This is a genomic window from Chryseobacterium sp. W4I1, assembly GCF_030816115.1.
In the GTDB taxonomy this organism is placed as follows: Bacteria; Bacteroidota; Bacteroidia; order Flavobacteriales; family Weeksellaceae; genus Chryseobacterium.
The window spans coordinates 118,358-136,609 of record NZ_JAUSXQ010000001.1 but is presented as its reverse complement, the minus strand read 5'-3'; the positions used below and the strand labels follow the sequence as shown (position 1 = coordinate 136,609).

Below are 18,252 nucleotides of genomic sequence, written 5' to 3'. Positions count from 1 at the left end.
TTAGTTTTTAATAGTTTCTGATTTATTTTTTTTCATTTGAGTAAGGTGTCGCTGAGCGTGAAGTGAAAGGAAATAAATGTATTCATACCCATTGATTTTTCCCAGTCCATTCACTGTCATTGTTGTTTCACAGAGGAGACCTTCGCCATTTTTCATCAGGTCTAAATAACTTAAACACTGATCATACTGCTGACTCATTAAATTCCTTATTTCATTCAGACTTAATTCTCCTTTCTGCTCCATATGTTCAGGTCTAATCCATTCAAAAACACCGTGCTCCCCTACTTTTTCAAATATTTCATTATCGAAACTGTAATTTTTTATTTTGGAATTCAGATCAAGCTCAAGATAATTCCGCATTGCTTTTTTTGATCCTTTTTCAATGAGAATGAGCAAATAAAAGTTGGCAAGATAAATATGTTCCAAAATCTGTTGAACCGTCCAGCCCCCATTGGCGGGCAGAGCATTCAATGTTTTTTCATCTTTTTCAAACCACTTGTCCACCTCATCAAAACTGAGTTTCAAATGCGTTTTTATATCCTGAATTAATCTAAAAATATCCATTACAATTTTTATCGTTTTCCAAAAGGCCTGGAATATTTCCCTCCCTTTCAATCAATCATCTTCAGCTTCTTTCTTTCAGTAATCTTTGATATTATGATTATACAAAGTAAAAAAAGTAAGAACACAATCTTTTTGCGCTGATCTAAAAATGTTGATTACAGTTGTTTAAAATTTTCCAAAAGGCTTAGAATATTCTTCTTGCCCACCGGATTCATAGAATGACAATAGAATTTTGGGAGATCCAAATAATTATCCATACAATATTCTATCAGCCATTTGGCACAGTCATAGCCTGTTTTTTCAGTGTAGTCCTCTGAATTAGGTTTCAGATAATGTACATCTGCCAGATCATGGTCAAAAGAAATGAGTTCCGGAAGTCCTTTTTCCATAATCCGGTTGACAAACTGCTCGTAATTGCGAACAATATGCCAGTCTTTTCTGAGGAAAATATCCTGTTTGGTATAATGATACGCCTCAATCGGGTATCTTATATCATCCAGAAATAATAATCTTTTGGTGATTTCCATCCTGTTATTTTTTAAGCCCCGAAAGCCTGTGAATACAATCTTTATTTATTAAACCATCATATCAGCACAATTGGTGCTTGCGAATGCGTAAGGCTTTGCTTTAAATACATAGCCCATTCCCAGAATATAGCCCATCGCATCTTTCAATGCTGTATTTGATTTGAAATCAGGGTCGGTATTAATGTCTGCGTGTACCTCCATTTCCACACCATAGGCATCCAGAATAGCACAGATAGCGTACGCGATTTCTACGGATCTGTTGACTTCATTCAGCATTCGTTCTTTGATACTGATCTTCTGTATTTGTCTTTCTTTTCTGATAAAGGTAAACGCTCCTTTTCCCTCCCGAACAAATACTACTGCTGTTGCATAATTGATAGCGTCGCCATACACGTGAGAGTCTGAGCCTACACATACTTTCAGGCGGTGACCGTTAGCCTGTTCGCGGATGATGGCTTCTTCTACCAGCTGTGTGATAGGTTTCCGGAAAAAAATTCCTTTCATATTCTGCCATACTTCTTGTTGCGTTTCCATTTTTTTACATGTTTTAAAATTCTGTTTAAATATTATTTGTGAATAGTGAATTGTCAATTCGTTTTACTGCCAATTTAATTTACTTACTAAGTAAAATTCACATTGACGATTCACTTTTTTGCACTCTGAACTGGACTCGAACCAATACCATCAGTTTTGGAGACTGAGCTGCTACCATTACACTATCAGAGTAGTTTTGTTGATTCATCAGGACTCGAACCTGAACAACAAGAGTCAAAGTCTTGTGTGCTGACCAATTACACTATGAATCATTTTTTGTGGATCAAAACCGAATTGAACGGTTCCCTTTTGCTTTTCAGACAAATGTGCAGACCTTCTACACCACTGATCCCTTGTTTATGAGTAATTCGTAATGAATAATCCCAAAATAGCCTTATTATCATTTATGTTCTGTACGGGAAAAGGGATTCGAACCCCCAATATCTTGAGCCTAAATCAAGTGCGTCTGCCAGTTCCGCCACTCCCGCAATTTTATTAGTGATGATTAATTGGTAATTAGTAATTTTAAAAACTGACTTACTGACCATTCACCATTGATCTCTCATCATTCCCCACAATTACTCATTACTGATTATTAAAGGTCGGAGAAGGTTTGTACCTATAAAACTATGCCTGTAGTTTGTGTTTTTAAGATCTTCTGCGCTCGACAAACTTTTCTCTTCCCTGTTTTTCCGTGAATGATCAGTGGATCAATTTTACTTCTCAATCTGAACTTTCATGGTATTATAATTCACAATTGACTTTTGACCATTCACGTCTGTACTCTATAAGGGAATCGAACCCTTATCATCTGCTCGAAAGGCAGACGTCCTCACCATTAGACGAATAGAGCATTATAAAACAACTGACCAGGAATCGAACCTGAACAACAAGAGTACTTTTCCTGCATGCTGCCATTACATTACCAGCGGTTTTTGTGGAAGCGGTAGGATTCGAACCTACTCAGCAATAAAGCAACAGATTTACAGTCTGCCCCGGCTCTCCAACTCCGGCGAGCTTCTAAATATGATGAGTAATAATCGATTAGTAATAAGTAATTTCTAATCTCTAATTTCTATTTGAAGAAAAACAAAGCCTGTCTTAATTTTTTGTTTGATATAAGAACTTCTGCGCTCGACAAACTTTTACTTTTTCTCCGGAACTAATCTCATTTTAGTTATTTGAGATGGCTATGGGATTCAAACCCACTCAGTTTTCACAGCGGTTTTGCAGACCGCCCCGACTCTTCCACTTCGGCGAACCATCAGATGTGATATAAATGATAATTGATGATTGATGATTGATAGAGAGTTTACACCTCTAATATCTAGCTTCTAATAAAAAAGAAAAAGGCTGTCGGTATTTTCCATATTTGGCGTAAAGATCTTCTGCTCTTGACACACCTTATTTCTTCTCTTTTGAAACAATTAACATTTTAGTTATCTGCGATTCCGGAAAGACTCGAACTTTCAACTTCCGGTTTAACAGACCGGTGCTCTACCATTGAGCTACGAAATCATTTTTTTATGTGAATGGTGAATGGTCAATCCGTTTTACTGTCAATTTTTAAATTCACCTGCTAAACAGAATTCAGCATTGACTATTCACTTTTTCATCTTTTGTAATTCCGGAAGGACTCGAACCTTCAATCTCCGGCGTATCAGACCGATGCTCTAACCACTTGAGCTACGAAATTGTTTTCTGTTTGTGAATGGTCAATCCGTTGTACTGTCAATTTTTCTTTTAATTCACTTGCGAAGCAAAATTCACTATTCACCATTCACTTTTGCCCTTGGCAAAACTTGTCTGGAAAGCAAGATTCGAACTTGCGACCTCCCGCGTCCAAGACGGGTAAACAACCACCGTTATCTTTCCAGTTTTCAGGTTCAGTTTCCAATTTCTTTCCGGGAGACAGCCGGAACTTAATTTTTCCTGTGAACCTTTGCGGTCTATGCGGGAATCGAACCCGCAGTACCCAAGAGACAGTCGGGCAGGTTAGCCTTTACCTCAATAGACCTTTTTGTAATTCTGAGAGGAATCGAACCTCTAACCTTCGGTTTAGAAAACCAACGCTCTATCCAGTTGAGCTACAGAACTATTTTGTAATCCCAGAAGGAATTGAACCTTCAGCCCACGGTTTAAAAGACCGGTGCTCTGACCAATTGAGCTATGAGATTGTTTTTTTTATGTGAATGGTCAATTGTCAATAGTGAATTTAAAATTGACAAGCAAAGCAAATTGACAATTGACCATTCACAGTAAACACGATTCACCATTCCTATTTACTTTGGGTATCTTCGGGAATCGAACCCTGTTCTCCGGTGCCACAGACCGACGCTTTACCAAATAAGCTAAAGAAACCATAAAAAAAGCACCTCTTTTCGGGAGGTGCTGTATATATTTTGACGTATCAGATCACTGAGACCTACGTATATAAGCACCTTTTATCAATAAATTCACTATCCAGAATACATGCATATCCTTTCGGCCCCTGTCCGTCTAGTCTTGAATACTGATCAGATATGTTATGTAATTGTTTCATTATATTCTTGTTATTTAAAAGTTTTTGAATCCTGAAAACCTGTTGCTTTCAATTTTCGGTTGCAAAGTAAGTATGAAATTTTTTAATCTGCAAATTTATTTTTGAATTAAATATTTGATAATCAACATGTTATATCACATTTTTAGCATAAAGAATAACCATCCGCAATATCCTGCGGATCTCTTAAATACCTAAATGACTGTCTCTCATCGGGTTACTTATCACTCTTATTTATCGTATTAAATGGTCATTGTTAATTAAAAAATTTTTGTTTTTACGGTTATTTTTTTTCATTCTAAATAATTTATGGACTAAAACACAAGAAACGCCTCGAGCTATCGAGGCGTTTCTGCGGTATTTTGTTTAAATTCTTACGGGTTTATTGTAAATAATTTTCAAAGCAAGCACATTTCGCCTCATTCCATATCATCCATTCGTATCCGAATAATCCTTTTATTGAAGGGCTATCGCATAGATTTACATTGATATGTGCTCTTTGTAGTGTCATAATTTTCTGGCGCAAAGATATAAAAAATTGTTTTTTAATGATAGAACTAAGACATTTCTTCACTGAACAGGGGAATAAAAACAGAGCCCACGGTTTTAAGAGAGGTGGCTTCGAATGCCTCAAATCGACACTTTCCCGGATAAGATATTTTGGTACTTTTAATTTCTGAGCATCTTATTTCTTCCCGTTCTATATCTTGAAATATCTTTCAGAATTACACTGTCTTCAGGATTGAAATATTTCAGATCATTAATGATATCGGAACGTGTTGCTACTTTTTCTGCGATAATTTCGTAAGCAATATTGCGGACCACAGGCTGTAGTTTAGGATCTTTTTTAAACTCATGCTTCATAGCTTCCAGGTAGATTGCTTTTTTATAGGAAGGTGTTTTGGCATACAACTTTTGAATTTCTGTCTCCAGTTTTTTAACATCAAAAACGTTGGCAAAATAATTATTCAGACAGTTGAAAGCGTCTTTATCTTCATCCCAGCCTTTCAGCAGGACTCTTTGCGCTTCTTCAGGTTTTTCCATCTTTTTGCTGTAAACCAATGAGGCTTTTACCATTTGATTATTTGCCGTGTAATCATCTGCGACCATCTGATAGTATTCGTGGGCATTATTAAGGTCATTGAGTTCCTTGTAAAGATCTCCTACTTTCTCTTTCTGCTGCATTTCTTTGTACAGATCGATGGCTTTTTTGTACTGTTTTGCTTTTTCGTAGCAGGACGCCGCTTCTGTCTTATTGTTTAATTTTTTAAGATAAATGGCTGCTGCCTCATTGTAAAACCCTCCAGCTTCAAGTGTTCTTGCGCCCCGGAAATTATCCTGAAGAAGGTTCATATACACTTTTGCTGCCCTTTTATAATCTTTTTCGGCAATGTATTTTTCGGCAAGCTCTTCATATTTGCTTCGGATCCTGTCGAATAAAGAAGTTTCGAGATAAAAATTTCCACCGCCAGAGCCTCTTTTTCCGGAATTGTTCCTGTTCTGTTCTTTATCTTTTAAAGCAGTAATGACGATCATGATAATAAAGGCAACAACAAGGAAAATTGCTAAAGTTCCTACAACACTCCAAAAACTTTCATGGAAGAGCTGCGCTGCAATCCCAATGATCTTAAAGACGGCAAGGATCATAAATGCCATCAGGAATTTTTCTATAAATTTCTGCTTATTCATCATCTTCGCTGTTTAAAATAGTTTTGTCTTCGCTGAAAAGACGGTAAAGAACAAGAATTACACCGATCACCAGAACCCAAACGAACCAGTTGTAGCCGAACATTCTGATCAACGGATAAAACAGATATACGAGCATAGCCACTAAAATTGCTGCCAGAAAAATTTTCACCCAAAACGGTACATTATCGCCACCAAGATTCAATGATTTTTTTCTGAATATGAAGGAATAAATCCCAATGGCCCCGAACATAAATATCACCATATAAAGGATGTCTGAAACGGAAGTTTTTTTCTCATATGAACTCGCATTTGTGTCCATAGTTCCTAATTTTGAATCTTTAATCGGTGACGGTGGAAGATCTGTCATATTCAGGGTACCATAAAGCCGGCCCAGAGAATCTGCGATCAGAACCTGCTTTTTCTTTAAAATAAACTTTACCACTTCACCATTAACCGGTTGTCCTTTGGTATATTGTTTCAGGGAGTCTGAAATATTGCGTTTAAGGCTTTCTTCTTGCTGTGCGAGATGTTTTGTAATCTTTTTGGTGTAAATTATTTTCAGGGAATCTTTCGATCGATCAATGTTACCGTTAAGGGAGGAAATATCCTTTTGAATATCATTAATTGGTCTTCCTCTTTTTTTTAAATATTCATTATAGCTGTTTTCATTGTTAGAATTGCGAACGCTGTTTGCTTTCTGGTGTTCAGTGATCAGTTTTCTTCTGTCTCTTCCGTAGATAGAATCAATTTTTATATCAATATCAGTAACCCCGGACTGGTAAGCGAGCATATCTGCAGATGATTTTTCAGTACCGTTCATGATATTTCCGGAGGATACAATAAAATCTTCTTTCTGAGCCTTATCTTTGTCCGAAGGCATAAAGATTTTCAAGAGTATAGCAATCCCAACAACAGCCCAGAATACTCTGCGGAAATTTCTGGCTCCGGCGGTTTCTTTTTTATTTTCTGATCCGCCAAATAATAAACTCAGCCAACTGTCTCCGAAAGTAAAGTTTCCAAAGCCTTCTCCCCGTGAAGTCCCCAACGTATCTAGCGGTACACCGAGCTCTACTGCTCTGTCAGGATATTTCTCTATATATTTTAAATATTTTTCAATTTCTTTTTTATTCCCGGCCATCACCTTTTTAAGATCAAACGGGAGATTTTTCATCCATTCTTCTTCGCTTTGTGGCTGTTGGAGAGCTTGCAGAATCTTTTCATCGTCCATATCAACAATGAAGCTTTCAATATGCTGAGGAATTTTTACTCCGTTTGAGGGTTTTCTGACAGATTCTGAGCTTATTTCAGGTTCCTGAACCACAGAAAGCCAGTCTATTTCCTCCGACAACCTCACCAGTCCGAATTCCGGGTGCATAATCACAAACCTGGAATCTATAGGCTTCCAATCCTCCGGATTGATCTTGGGATAAAACAGGGTGTTTTCAGGAATAAAAAACTTATCATCAATACATTGAAAATAAGCATTTCTTCCAATTTCTTTTGGAGCTTCATCGTAGAATACAAGCAGGCAGCCGTAGAGTATGTTGGGCTCATTTGCCGGAACAGCATAGGATTTTACTTTGTTAAGATCTATCCCCAATATTTCCATTTCATGGAGCCATACCGCTGGTGAAGGATCTTTGATTAAAAGGCCTTTTTTGGGATAAGTATTTTTCGGAAAAGGTTTAATTCTAAGCTCCATAATCCAGGATCTGATCTATAAATGCTGTTAAATACTGTGAATACATTTCCTCCATGGTTTTCACCCTCAATAAATTCTGTTTGGGAAGGTAATATTCCGAGCCGCCATATTCCGAGCCGGTAGATAATGCCAGAAAACCATATTCTGTGGAAGGAATATAAAAGGTGGGAATGCTGGTACTGCTGCTTTTAAAGGTAAGCATTCCGCGGGAATCCGTAATGATTTCACTTCCGTCCTGGAATGTAAATTTATTTTTGTTCTGCTCTGCAAGGATTTTAACCTCAACCCTATTTCTATAGAGGTTTAATGTGTTCTCGTACAGGCTGCAGAGTTCATTCCCGGAAATAACGAGGTTATTATTTTCATTAATTCCGATCCTGTTGAAATTACTGATTATTTTCATCCCACTGCGATTCAGTTTAGCAACTTCCGTCTCTGCTTTTACAACGTTTTTATCAATTTCAAGATCATCATTAAAAACGGATTCTACAGATACATTCCCCTCTAAATTGATTTTATAAAGGGAAGAATTCGTAGGCTGATGCAGATAAAAACTTCTGCCAAAATAAATCAGATGATAAGAGTTGGGAATATTGAGTCCGGTAACATTTTGCTCGGAGTATTCTTTTGTATTGAGATTAAGCTTTGAAATTAATTTTTTATCGGGCTGATACTGACATAAAATAAAATGCTGCTGCTTATTTCTAGCCAAGGCAAACTGTCCTCTGGGTTTTACAGAAATATCTTCTATCAGAGCTTCACAGCCATGATAGGTTTTATAATAATCATAAGAATTCCTGTCGTAATAATTATCTGAAAGATAGGTTTTCAGCAATTGTTTTTTTGAACTTAAAATGTAGAACTCACCTTCATATAAAAACTGGGCAATCGTGTTGGATGGTGTGGGGAACAGGATGGGATAGTTCTGTGGAAGATCTGTCTTTTTGCCATTGATATTCTCAGCCTTTTGCTTACGCTGTGGCGGATTGGCCCACAATTCCTGTAGTGGAAGCCTTATCTTCTGAATATGTTTTCTTGTTCCTTTATGATGCTTGTAAAAATTCAGTTCGCCATCAGATGAAGTGGTGATCAGGAATTTCAGTCGATCCCTGTTTTCATGGATCACTTTTCTGATCTTTTCATCAGTAAGGTTTTCCTGATGGGTGATGAAGAACACTTCAAGATCCTTTTCCGTATGTTCTTCGTTAAAAAATTTCACTAAAGCTTCTGAAACCTCTAAAACCGGACTTACCTGGTTCAGATTTTCAATAATATCTTCCGGTTTGTCAAGAGATATGGGTATTCCAGCCTGTCCCAAAGCAAAAACTTTACATTCGGAATGGGCTTTCGGGTGCCTGATCACTGCTAAAGCGGATGCAAAGGCCATTACTTTAGGCGTTCCCCAGTTCCTCAGAGAAGTATCTATTAAGATGATCCGTTCAAAAATATTTTCCTCCGGTGGTATTTCCCTTTGAATGTACAATGCTTCATTATTGGCCACACGATTCATGAAAACTTCATCTTCATTGGCAAATTCTGAAAGGAGCATTCTGTGGAGGTCCCCTTTATTCGCCATATCAGAAATCCCTCCGATGGGCTGTTCTCCTGGAGAAAGATGTCGCATGGGAATTCTCAGTCCACTCCAGATTCTTTTGATAAGGCTTCCTACCTGAAACGTTTTCGGTTCTTCAATCAGCTGCTGGATAAAGTCCTTATCAGTTTCCACGGTTGTTTCTTCTTCCATCATTTCATCATCCAGTTCCGGCTCATCTATGTGATCTTTCATTGCATCAATAATAGACTGGACGGTCGGAAATTTTTCATTCAGAAGGGTAAGGGTGCTCAGATCCCTGTTGATGGCAGAAGGTCCTGCATATTTTTTTTCAGCACTTGAGGCAAGCGTCTGGGGTCTTTTGTAGTAAACGGTTAGAATCAGTTCTGCCCTATTGGCGGCTATTCTGTTATGTATATCTTTAAAAAGGGTCTGTAACAGTATGATCCTGTTTTGCCCCTGTTTATATAGTTTATTTAATGATTTAATTTTTTCAAGAAACTCAATGCTCTTTTCAGCGGTAAAATCAAAATTACCAATGCTGTGAAAGCTTGCGGCATGTTTCAGAGAGCCTGAAAAATCTGTATAGCCTTCCTGCATGGCATACAAAACCATCAGCAATGCTCCAAATGGAGGCCATCCCTGTGGCTGAAGCTCTTTGAGGATCTCCATCACATAAGGCCTGTAGGCTATAGCCCCAACACCCGGAATGGAGATGAGATTATGATCGTGGTACCCGGAATCGCCGGCAATATCCTCATCGGTCTGCCATTCCCAAAAGTAATTTTCATAGGACTGGAAATATTCGTTTAAATCCATTCTCTTGTTTTTTCAGTGAGCCGGAATGAGCTTACAGACAGTTCCCGGAAGTCTTCTTTTCTGATAGGAAGATAAGTTCCGTGTTCGTTCCATAACAGCCATTGATCCAATTTCCCGTTATATTTCTGCTGCAAAATGGAGCTTAAATTTTTAAATTCAAAATCAAAACCTGCAGGCAGAAGATGTCCGTTTTTTGTCCAATAGGTTTTTCCGGGTAAACTTAACAGCGGTGTTCCCAGAAACAGAGCTTTATCACTTATAACCGCCCATTCAATCTTTTCAAGCTTAAATTTTGGCTGTATCGGAATACTGTTTTTAATTTCTTTCATTGCACTCAACAATGCTACTACCGGATATTCTTCACTTCCAGGTTGTAATCTTACCTGAACTTTTTCACTGATCCCAAAATAGTTTTGATTGGAGGCTGGAAAAGTAAGAGGTAAAGCTTTATCGATGGAAGACCAAAGTAAGGCCGTTCTCATTTTTTTGCTCGGCACCAATGCTTCTTTTCTGAACAAAAGTCCATCACGCAATTCGTATAGTATAAAATTAGGGAGCTGCTGGATATCTGCAGATACCGCTTGTTCCTCAGTGATGCCTTTCAGCCACACCGTATCATCATCCACTGCGATCTGTACATTTTTCCAGTCCCGGATAGCACCCAGAAAATCTTCATCAGCCCGGGGAAGTTCTGCCCAGAATTCTTTTACACTGTTTGAAGGATTTTCTGCCATAAGCTTTCAATTTCTTGCTGAATATACTGTTTCTGCTCGGGATTTCTGATCCAGTCGCAACGGGTTTGCAGGTATCTCAATTTATCTTTGATCACATTCTGTTCTTCAAAACTCAGCATTCCGCTGTTCCATTTCTCTACAAGAATTTTTACATCTTTCATCACTTCCTCCGGGTTCGGAGTTTTGTTCTGCATCGCCTGTGGATGTGATTTCGGGTGATCATCTTTCTCAATGGTTCTGTTGATGATGCCTTCCAGGATCTCAATCTGCTCTTCGGTATCCCAGATGTGTTTCAGTACCCAAAGATCGGAAAGTACGGCTTCATTTCTTCCGCAGATCAGGGCACTTGCGGCAATCAGGTTCTGAAGCTTTACGGCTCTACGGTCTGAAATAGCAATTCCTGTATTTCTTAAACTGATAATGGTATTTAAATACACCTCGTAAATGGGTCTCAAATCTACTGTTTTACATAGATTCTGAAGTTCTCTTATCTCTTCTGCATGAATTTCGGGAATATTTGTTGTCATTTCATTTTCCAGCTTCCTTCCGGCAATAAGCACTTGCTGAAGCAGCTCAGGATTTACATAATCAACATTGATCCTAACCAAAAAACGATCGAATAATGCATTAAGAGCCTCATCTTCGGGAAGGACATTACTGGCTCCAACAAACATCAAGGCCGGTAAATGTTTTGTTTCTTTTCCTCTTTTGAAAATCTTTTCGTTGAGAGCTGTCAGAAGTGAATTCAGAATGGCAGAATTGGCATTGAAAATCTCGTCCAGGAAAACCAGTGAAGCTTCGGGCATCATACCTTCGGTATTGGTGAGAAGTTCCCCTTCTTTTAGCTTTCTTATATCAAAAGGACCAAATATCTCATTCGGTTCTGTGAAACGGGTTAATAAATATTCAAAGTTTCTACCATCTTTCATCGTTTTAGAAAGGGTTCTCACGATAGCGGATTTTGCCGTTCCGGGAGGTCCGTATAAAAATGCATTTTCTCTTGCAAGGAGGCATATTCCCAGCAGATCTACTACATTATTTTTTCCAACGAATGTATCTTTTACGTAATTAAGAACGGTGTTAAGTTTTGTAATATTTTGAGTCATTGGTTATTATTATTTTTAGTTCTTTCCAAAATGCATTCTTGTGAAGTCCAAATTCTGCAATAAGCAGTTGATTAATATAAGGAATTTCTGCCAGTTCATAGGCTTTCTTTTCTACAATCCTTTCGAGATACAGTTTTCGGTAGGTCCTGTCTTTCAAGTCTTTTTCCCAGTTGACCTTTTCCAGATCAAGCTGATACCCGATCCCGGAATAATGAAACTGTGAAAGAATCTCTTCCAATATTTTAACCAAAGGATCTTCCGGATCTGCAGTTTGCAGTAATGGGATGATCTGCGGCAGGAATCTTAATGAAAGATCCGCAGACAAAATGGAAGAAATATCAGGAGTTGTTTTAAGTTTAGGAATAAGTTTATCCAGATCTTTGGCTGTATTTTTCCTGATCAGATAGAGTTGCGTGCTGAAATAAAGGACTTTTGCCGCCCAAACTGCAGCTTCTTTGTTACAATGGATATCTCCGGACAAGAACTCCAGTCTCTCTTTTTCAAATTCTGTTTCAAAATAATCTCCGGCTTCCTGTTCTTCTTTTTTTGATATCTCATGTAGATTTGAAAAAACAGTGACCGTTCCGCTTTTCCGAAGCAGAAACAGGGTATCTAAAAATGGTGACCTGGTTTCCATAGTCTAACAAAAATAAAACTATTTCTGTGAGAATAAAATTTTTCTACAGGTGTTTGATTGTTTTAAATAACATTTGTTGTGAATAATTCACAAATGGGTTGATTAGCTTAATTGGAAACTATTGAATTATTTTTTTGCACTCGAATATCGGTCAATGCTGCAGATGATTGTATAATGGATGTTTAAGGTTCCTGTTTTCAGCGCGCGTCTTCGACGCGCGCTGAAAACAGGAAAAGAATCTTTACTCATTAAGATCAATCTGTAATTTCTATAATATTGTTTTCGGGATCCAAAATGACACTTTCGTAATAGCCATCGCCTGTTGTACGTGGTTCTGCGGCAATTGTGTAACCTTCTTTTCTTAGAGTTTCCGTGAGTCTGTCTACTTTTTCTTTACTTTCTGTGGAAAAAGCAAGATGAATGATCCCGTACCGCTGTGAATCATAAGTATTTCCACTTTCCTTAATATCAGGTTTAGTCATGATTTCCAGACGGCATCCGTTATCAAAACTTAAAAAATAGGACTGAAAATGTTTTAAGGGATTATGGTATTTCTCATTGGAAACGGCTCCAAAATATTTCTGGTAAAATTCTTTCATCTTTTCCAGATCTTTTACCCAAAAAGCGATATGTTCAATTTTCATTACAATTAATATCTTTAATTTTTGCTAAAGTAAGAAGGAGATACTGCCTGTACTTCTTCTGTGTTATTCTATTTTGAAACTGTATTGGCAATCATAAGCAGGATTTGCTTGTGTTCTACTGAGAATTCAAGATGATTGTGTATGTTTTTTATGTTGGGATTTTTTGACCACCCGTCAAATCTCTGATCTGCCATACCTCCGGAGGATGGGAATTTGTGTGCGGAAAACTTATGGCATTGAATAATAAATCCTTGGGCTATTTCAATCTAAAAGTTGCTATCTTTGTCCCTTCAAAATAACATTATGAGTATTCACATCAGTGCAAAAAAAGGAGAAATTGCTAAAGTAGTATTGCAGCCGGGGGATCCACTTCGTGCACAATATATTGCTGAAAACTATTTGGAAAATGCTAAACTGGTAAGCAAAACAAGAGGAATCTTTTATTATACGGGTCTTTACAAAGGAAAAGAGATCACTGTAGGAGCCAGTGGAATGGGCTTTCCGAGCATCGGGATCTATTCTTTTGAATTATTTACGGAGTATGACGTAGATACTATCATCAGAATTGGGACGTGCGGAGCTTATACCACAGACCTTAAGCTTTTTGATATTTTAAATATTGAAAACGCAGCCAGCGAAAGTACATATGCAAAATATGCATGGGAAATTGAAGATGAAATTCTTCCTCACCAGGGAAATATTTTTGGAACGATCAATGAAACTGCTCAGGAGCTTTCTTTAGCGACTAAAGCGATCAATGTACACAGTAGCGATATTTTCTACAGAAAAGATCCTAATGTTCCAGCAATTGCGACGAAATACAACTGCCCTGCTGTAGAAATGGAAGCGTTCGGGTTATTTGCTAATGCACAGCATTTAGGGAAAAATGCAGCGACGATTCTTACGGTAACTGATATTATTCCTACCCACGAAAAAATTTCTGCTGACGAAAGAGAAAAAGCCCTTAAACCTATGATGGAACTGGCTTTGGAATCAGCAATAAAAAGTCTTTAATCAAAAAGAAGTTAAGCTGCAGTTTTTGCAGTTTCACCATAAAAAAAGAGCTTTACTTTATGAGTAGAGCTCTTTTTATAGTTTGAAAAAATTTCTGGCGGTTTTCGTGGTTTTATCCACCACTTCGGAAATACTTATTTTTTTCCAGTGAGCAATCGTTTGTGCAACATACGGAAGGAAAGACGGTTCGTTCCGGCGATTCTGCTCAGTACGCAATATTTTTACGCAGTGAAAATTATATTCTAGTCGTTGATAAATTTTTCAAGAAAACCGATCAGCTGTTTCCCGCCGTGACTCCACCGGATCCCATGACCTTCTTTTTCCCTGACTTCAAAAACAAGTTCATGTTTGTAATGATAGAAAACATTCCACCAGGATCTGTTATCCAGGATGTAAAAAATCTTTTCCATTACTTTTTCCTGTTTCTGCATATTGTTTCCCTTGATCTCACCCCAAAATTCATCATCCATTCTTCCGATATGTTTTTCCCAGGCTCTTTGAGCAATGGTAATTTCGTTGTTAAAAGGTTTCATGCAAGCTTCGATTAATGTCCCTTTTAAAGGCGGAACAGCATTTTCATCCCGGACGCTGGCAGAAGTCAGACGCTGCCCCAGAATATTCAGCCAATGCTCAAACGGAATATTTTCAAGTTGTGATGCTTTTATCTCATCGGAGTCATTGTTTTGGAGCACATCGATGAACAGTTTAAAACTTGTCGTCCGGTCTGGCTTTATTTCTTCATTAAAATAGGGAAGCTCCCATTCCAGCATATTATTCTGAAATTTTCTGATATTGTTTTCCATAGCCCGCAGATGTTCTTCAGTAAGAATAGTCTGGTATTTTTCTTTCCAGAGGTTTGAAATAAACGGAATACAGAACGTAAATAAATTCATTTTAAGCCATTTTGATGAGATTAACTTCCAGGTTTTCTTCTCTGATCAGATACGCAATGAGATTGAACCATTTTGGGCAGTGATCCAGAATCAAGGCATCTGAAGACACTGCAATTTCAGAATTTTCTGCTAAAAACTTATCCGGATTGAACTCCAGCTCTGCTTCCCAGTTCAGTTTGTTTTCCTCTGCAAAATCAAGGACAATCTTTTTAATCCGTCCGCTGTTGGAGACCGGCTTATCGAAAATCCAGATCAATTTCTGTACCTCAGCTTTTTGAAAAAATGCTGCAACAAGTCCTATCGCTGTCTGGGTTTGGTTGACTCTTTTATAGGTTCCGTGAACACCCGAAAGATCCCGGAAACATCCGTCCGCTCCTTCAAAAATATAAGCACCGGAAAGTAAGCTTTCCATTAAAATCAATACATTAAAACCATCCAGATACAGGATTTTGTTTTTCAGATCCGAAACTTCCAGCTGTTTATCTTTTCTATGCTGTATCTGCTGTTCAGATGCGGAAACTCCGCGCAATGCCTGAATCTGACGTGTTTTAAGCTTGTATCTGTTTCCCACGAGTTCAGAAGAAGCTTTCTCTGCGTAACCTCTGCTCAATAAATACATCATGTCCTGAACCGCCATTTTAAGCTTATCAACCTGTTTCTGTGAACCGAAAATCACATCATCACCGGTGTTTTTTCCACGGTTTCTGTTATTCATACTCAAAAATAGTTTTTTAAGCGGATATAATGACAGGAATCTGCTTCTGAACTCCCTGTGATTTTAAATTTAACTTGAGGTTTTCTACAAGAGCGGGAAGCTGGAAGAGGGAGGCTGGAAGTACTTTTAAACACTAATTTTTAATAATTACTATAAAATTTAATGAAGTTGTTTAAAAAAATGGGTAGAGCCAGGTTACAGTTCTGCTTTTGATCTTCAAAAACTTCCATCTTCCATCTTCAGACTTCCTTACCTCATTATGACCACATACCCATCTTATCCCGAATTCATATTAATTTATCAACATCTGAAATGTGGAGTTATACATTCTACAACAAAAGAGATATTTCGTACAACGTTTTGATTTTCATAAGAGATATGTTTGCAGTGAATAAAAATATTGATTATGAATACATTGAAAAAATTATGTTACCTGTTTACAGTAATGCTTTTGCCAACTGCTTTTATATCATGTTCCGATAATGATGATGACATTGTTGTGGAGCAGGTCACTCCCTCACAAATTCTCTCTTCTACTCCCTGGGAAACTACAGCCGCAAAAGATAAGGACGGCCAGGCTGTAAACCTCAACGATGCCAGCGTAAACGGGTTTGTAGGCTTTGCTTATTTTAAAGCTGACGGAACTTTTGTTATTTATGGACTGAATGAAGTTTTACGATCAAGAGGAACCTGGTCTGTAGATCCTCAGGGGAAAACCAGAACCATTACGGCATTGAATCCTGATGGAACCACTATATTTACACGGGCTGTAGATATTCTTGTTCTCAACAGTAATGAATTCACTTACAGGATTTACACCAATCCAAGTGATTCTTCCGTTTATTACGATATTGTCCATACCAAAACGGCTCATGCCGAATCTGCTAATGGCCAGCTTACTTTAGCTTCTAGCCCATGGGAAACGACAGGTGCTAAAAACAGCAGTGGAAATCCGGTAGCCTTAACGGATCCAAGTGTTTCCGGTTTTGTTGGATATTCTTATTTTAAAGCGAATGGTACTTTTACAATTTACGGACTGAACAATGTACTAAGATCTCAGGGAACATGGTCGATTTCTCCGGACGGAAAAAAGAGAACAATCACTGCTCTGGACGCGAACGGAAATGTACTTTTCACCAGAACCGTTGATATTCTTACGCTGAACAGTTCTGAATTTACCTACAGAATCATCCCCGATGCTGGAAATCCTTCAGTGTATTATGATATTATCCATACCCAAGTGGATCACAAAGAACCATAAAATATTTTTAAGTAGATGATCTTAGATGTAAAAGCCTGCCCGGATTTGGCAGGCTCTTTAATTTATTGGGATACTTATTTCAACTTTTTCTTTACATCAGCTCTTGCCACCATTTTTTCCATGTTACTTTGCCCAACCGGTCAAGATCTACTTTTTCCCCAATCATCGGATGGGTAACGGGTATATTGTTCTCTTCTGCATATTTTGAAACAAGTTCCAGAGGTTCAAACCACGGATGCTGGGCTAATTTAAATTTTGAATGATGAACAGGAATAAAGTTTTGAGCTCTTAGTTCCTTTACTTCCTGAATGATCTGTTCGGGAAGACTGTGGATGTAAGGCCATTTTTCATTGTACTGCCCGCATTCCATTACGGCAAGATCAAAAGGGCCGTATTTCTCTCCGATCTCAGTAAAATGGTTTCCATAACCGCTGTCGCCGCCAAGAAACAGTTTTTTGGAGGGTGTTTGAAGGACAAAGGAAGTCCAAAGTGAGATATTTCTATTCAGGAGTCTTCCTGAAAAATGCCTTGCGGGCGTTAGTGTGATGTTAAAACCATCTGACAAGTCAATGCTTTCCCACCAGTTTTTTTCAATTACTTTCTCCGGATTCCAACCCCAGTATTCAAAATGTTGTCCAGTTCCCAATCCACATATTACTTTTCCTACTTTGGTTTGCAGATTCTGAACAGTTTTGTAATCCAAATGATCCCAATGATCATGGGAAATCAAAAGAAAGTCTATGTCCGGCATATCTTCTGGCTTATAGTGATCTGAGCCAGGAAAAGCTTTTATGAAGCCGGGCATTGGTGAAGCATTACCACTAAAGACAGGATCTACCAGAAATCTTTTACCATCAATTTGAATGAAATAAGAACTGTGACCAAACCATACAAGAGCATTTTCTTCGGGCTTGAGATTTTTAAGATCAGTTATCACAAACGGAACAGGAGATTTTGGAGTTGCATTTTGTACTTTACATAAAGCCTGCAGAAGCAATTTGGTCATGCTCTCGCCCTCCAGCAATGCCGGAGTTGGAAGTATATTTTGAAATTTTCCATCGGTATAGTTGAAGAGTGTATGGAAATAGGTTTTTCTTTTCTCATTGGGAAACTGTCCCATTTGCTTCTTTAAATTCATTCCGTTTTTTTTAAGTTCTGAATCTTTAATTAAAAGAGGTATCAGAATAATAAATATAAGAATTAGGTTTCTTATTTATATCAATGGACGAATAAATGATGCATTTTACTTTATATGCCCCACAGATGTATCTTTAAAGCTAATTCAATTAATAAAATACTTATTTAAGGGCAAAAAAAATGAA

The 18,252-nt window shown here is 37.9% G+C and carries 15 protein-coding genes and 13 tRNA genes; 2 read left to right on the top strand and 26 right to left on the bottom strand.

The annotated features are described in order from the left end of the window. From QF044_RS00705 to QF044_RS00595, 23 genes are all read right to left on the bottom strand, one after another. On the bottom strand, nucleotides 1-564 hold the full coding sequence (locus tag QF044_RS00705; protein ID WP_307262480.1) for a DinB family protein: 564 nt from the start codon (nucleotides 562-564) through the stop codon (nucleotides 1-3). 155 nt (nucleotides 565-719) lie between these two features. Then, the gene (locus QF044_RS00700) at nucleotides 720-1,091 is read right to left on the bottom strand and encodes a cyclic-phosphate processing receiver domain-containing protein (protein WP_307262477.1); all 372 of its coding nucleotides are present in this window, start codon (nucleotides 1,089-1,091) and stop codon (nucleotides 720-722) included. Nucleotides 1,092-1,139: 48 nt separating this feature from the next. Further along, nucleotides 1,140-1,625: a ribonuclease H-like YkuK family protein gene (locus QF044_RS00695; protein ID WP_307262475.1), complete on the bottom strand. Its 486-nt coding sequence runs from the start codon at nucleotides 1,623-1,625 to the stop codon at nucleotides 1,140-1,142. Between the two features lie 121 nt (nucleotides 1,626-1,746). Then, nucleotides 1,747-1,817, bottom strand: a tRNA-Trp gene (locus tag QF044_RS00690). Nucleotides 1,818-1,824: 7 nt separating this feature from the next. Next, a tRNA-Gln gene (locus tag QF044_RS00685) sits at nucleotides 1,825-1,897 on the bottom strand. Between the two features lie 7 nt (nucleotides 1,898-1,904). Continuing rightward, nucleotides 1,905-1,977: transfer RNA gene (locus tag QF044_RS00680), tRNA-Phe, on the bottom strand. Between the two features lie 62 nt (nucleotides 1,978-2,039). Then, nucleotides 2,040-2,113, bottom strand: a tRNA-Leu gene (locus QF044_RS00675). A gap of 293 nt (nucleotides 2,114-2,406) precedes the next feature. Further along, nucleotides 2,407-2,478, bottom strand: a tRNA-Glu gene (locus tag QF044_RS00670). Nucleotides 2,479-2,563: 85 nt separating this feature from the next. Then, nucleotides 2,564-2,646 (bottom strand) — tRNA-Tyr (locus QF044_RS00665). Nucleotides 2,647-3,071: 425 nt separating this feature from the next. After that, a tRNA-Asn gene (locus tag QF044_RS00660) sits at nucleotides 3,072-3,143 on the bottom strand. 104 nt (nucleotides 3,144-3,247) lie between these two features. Continuing rightward, nucleotides 3,248-3,321 (bottom strand) — tRNA-Ile (locus tag QF044_RS00655). A 109-nt stretch (nucleotides 3,322-3,430) separates the two neighbouring features. Beyond that, nucleotides 3,431-3,502, bottom strand: a tRNA-Pro gene (locus QF044_RS00650). A 68-nt stretch (nucleotides 3,503-3,570) separates the two neighbouring features. Next, nucleotides 3,571-3,642: transfer RNA gene (locus tag QF044_RS00645), tRNA-Asp, on the bottom strand. Between the two features lie 6 nt (nucleotides 3,643-3,648). Then, a tRNA-Arg gene (locus QF044_RS00640) sits at nucleotides 3,649-3,722 on the bottom strand. Between the two features lie 6 nt (nucleotides 3,723-3,728). Beyond that, a tRNA-Lys gene (locus QF044_RS00635) sits at nucleotides 3,729-3,802 on the bottom strand. 112 nt (nucleotides 3,803-3,914) lie between these two features. Beyond that, nucleotides 3,915-3,987: transfer RNA gene (locus QF044_RS00630), tRNA-His, on the bottom strand. Between the two features lie 846 nt (nucleotides 3,988-4,833). Then, nucleotides 4,834-5,856, bottom strand: coding sequence for a hypothetical protein (locus tag QF044_RS00625; protein ID WP_307262472.1), 1,023 nt, complete (start codon nucleotides 5,854-5,856; stop codon nucleotides 4,834-4,836). Next, the gene (locus tag QF044_RS00620; protein ID WP_307262469.1) at nucleotides 5,846-7,555 is read right to left on the bottom strand and encodes an APC family permease; all 1,710 of its coding nucleotides are present in this window, start codon (nucleotides 7,553-7,555) and stop codon (nucleotides 5,846-5,848) included. Before QF044_RS00620 ends, QF044_RS00625 begins: the two co-directional genes overlap by 11 nt. Then, nucleotides 7,545-9,926 (bottom strand): hypothetical protein, encoded by a 2,382-nt coding sequence (locus tag QF044_RS00615; RefSeq protein ID WP_307262466.1) that lies wholly within the window; start codon nucleotides 9,924-9,926, stop codon nucleotides 7,545-7,547. The genes QF044_RS00620 and QF044_RS00615 overlap by 11 nt, the downstream gene beginning before the upstream one ends. After that, nucleotides 9,917-10,660 carry a hypothetical protein gene (locus QF044_RS00610; protein WP_307262463.1) on the bottom strand — a complete coding sequence of 248 codons (744 nt, stop codon included), beginning with the start codon at nucleotides 10,658-10,660 and terminating at the stop codon, nucleotides 9,917-9,919. The genes QF044_RS00615 and QF044_RS00610 overlap by 10 nt, the downstream gene beginning before the upstream one ends. Continuing rightward, entirely contained in the window at nucleotides 10,633-11,766 is a 1,134-nt protein-coding gene (locus QF044_RS00605) for an AAA family ATPase (protein ID WP_307262461.1), read from the bottom strand. Before QF044_RS00605 ends, QF044_RS00610 begins: the two co-directional genes overlap by 28 nt. Continuing rightward, the gene (locus tag QF044_RS00600; RefSeq protein WP_307262458.1) at nucleotides 11,741-12,403 is read right to left on the bottom strand and encodes a hypothetical protein; all 663 of its coding nucleotides are present in this window, start codon (nucleotides 12,401-12,403) and stop codon (nucleotides 11,741-11,743) included. Before QF044_RS00600 ends, QF044_RS00605 begins: the two co-directional genes overlap by 26 nt. Before the next feature lie 254 nt (nucleotides 12,404-12,657). Beyond that, nucleotides 12,658-13,047, bottom strand: coding sequence for a VOC family protein (locus tag QF044_RS00595; RefSeq protein WP_307262455.1), 390 nt, complete (start codon nucleotides 13,045-13,047; stop codon nucleotides 12,658-12,660). Between the two features lie 303 nt (nucleotides 13,048-13,350). Here QF044_RS00595 and deoD point away from each other — a divergent pair, with 303 nt between their 5' ends. Next, nucleotides 13,351-14,061, top strand: coding sequence for a purine-nucleoside phosphorylase (gene deoD / locus QF044_RS00590; protein ID WP_307262451.1), 711 nt, complete (start codon nucleotides 13,351-13,353; stop codon nucleotides 14,059-14,061). 242 nt (nucleotides 14,062-14,303) lie between these two features. Here deoD and QF044_RS00585 read toward each other — a convergent pair whose 3' ends face one another. Together QF044_RS00585 and QF044_RS00580 are read right to left on the bottom strand one after the other, a co-directional pair. After that, complete coding sequence (locus tag QF044_RS00585) at nucleotides 14,304-14,954, bottom strand: hypothetical protein (protein ID WP_307262449.1); 651 nt, start codon at nucleotides 14,952-14,954, stop codon at nucleotides 14,304-14,306. Nucleotide 14,955: 1 nt separating this feature from the next. Next, on the bottom strand, nucleotides 14,956-15,669 hold the full coding sequence (locus QF044_RS00580; RefSeq protein ID WP_307262446.1) for a DUF434 domain-containing protein: 714 nt from the start codon (nucleotides 15,667-15,669) through the stop codon (nucleotides 14,956-14,958). Nucleotides 15,670-16,075: 406 nt separating this feature from the next. On the opposite strand from QF044_RS00580, the gene QF044_RS00575 reads away from it, so the two are divergent. Beyond that, a complete protein-coding gene (locus QF044_RS00575) occupies nucleotides 16,076-16,930 on the top strand; it encodes a DUF4822 domain-containing protein (protein ID WP_307262443.1) in 855 nt (284 codons plus the stop codon). A gap of 91 nt (nucleotides 16,931-17,021) precedes the next feature. Here the strand turns inward: QF044_RS00575 and QF044_RS00570 are convergent, their stop codons facing one another. After that, complete coding sequence (locus QF044_RS00570) at nucleotides 17,022-18,068, bottom strand: MBL fold metallo-hydrolase (protein WP_307262440.1); 1,047 nt, start codon at nucleotides 18,066-18,068, stop codon at nucleotides 17,022-17,024. Nucleotides 18,069-18,252: the final 184 nt, after the last annotated feature.

Bases quoted from the DNA above. Each gene is read 5' to 3' on its own strand.
- QF044_RS00705 (WP_307262480.1), bottom strand. From the start codon at position 564: ATGGATATTTTTAGATTAATTCAGGATATAAAAACGCATTTGAAACTC.
- QF044_RS00700 (WP_307262477.1), bottom strand. From the start codon at position 1,091: ATGGAAATCACCAAAAGATTATTATTTCTGGATGATATAAGATACCCG.
- QF044_RS00695 (WP_307262475.1), bottom strand. From the start codon at position 1,625: ATGGAAACGCAACAAGAAGTATGGCAGAATATGAAAGGAATTTTTTTC.
- QF044_RS00625 (WP_307262472.1), bottom strand. From the start codon at position 5,856: ATGATGAATAAGCAGAAATTTATAGAAAAATTCCTGATGGCATTTATG.
- QF044_RS00620 (WP_307262469.1), bottom strand. From the start codon at position 7,555: ATGGAGCTTAGAATTAAACCTTTTCCGAAAAATACTTATCCCAAAAAA.
- QF044_RS00615 (WP_307262466.1), bottom strand. From the start codon at position 9,926: ATGGATTTAAACGAATATTTCCAGTCCTATGAAAATTACTTTTGGGAA.
- QF044_RS00610 (WP_307262463.1), bottom strand. From the start codon at position 10,660: ATGGCAGAAAATCCTTCAAACAGTGTAAAAGAATTCTGGGCAGAACTT.
- QF044_RS00605 (WP_307262461.1), bottom strand. From the start codon at position 11,766: ATGACTCAAAATATTACAAAACTTAACACCGTTCTTAATTACGTAAAA.
- QF044_RS00600 (WP_307262458.1), bottom strand. From the start codon at position 12,403: ATGGAAACCAGGTCACCATTTTTAGATACCCTGTTTCTGCTTCGGAAA.
- QF044_RS00595 (WP_307262455.1), bottom strand. From the start codon at position 13,047: ATGAAAATTGAACATATCGCTTTTTGGGTAAAAGATCTGGAAAAGATG.
- deoD (WP_307262451.1), top strand. From the start codon at position 13,351: ATGAGTATTCACATCAGTGCAAAAAAAGGAGAAATTGCTAAAGTAGTA.
- QF044_RS00585 (WP_307262449.1), bottom strand. From the start codon at position 14,954: ATGAATTTATTTACGTTCTGTATTCCGTTTATTTCAAACCTCTGGAAA.
- QF044_RS00580 (WP_307262446.1), bottom strand. From the start codon at position 15,669: ATGAATAACAGAAACCGTGGAAAAAACACCGGTGATGATGTGATTTTC.
- QF044_RS00575 (WP_307262443.1), top strand. From the start codon at position 16,076: ATGAATACATTGAAAAAATTATGTTACCTGTTTACAGTAATGCTTTTG.
- QF044_RS00570 (WP_307262440.1), bottom strand. From the start codon at position 18,068: ATGAATTTAAAGAAGCAAATGGGACAGTTTCCCAATGAGAAAAGAAAA.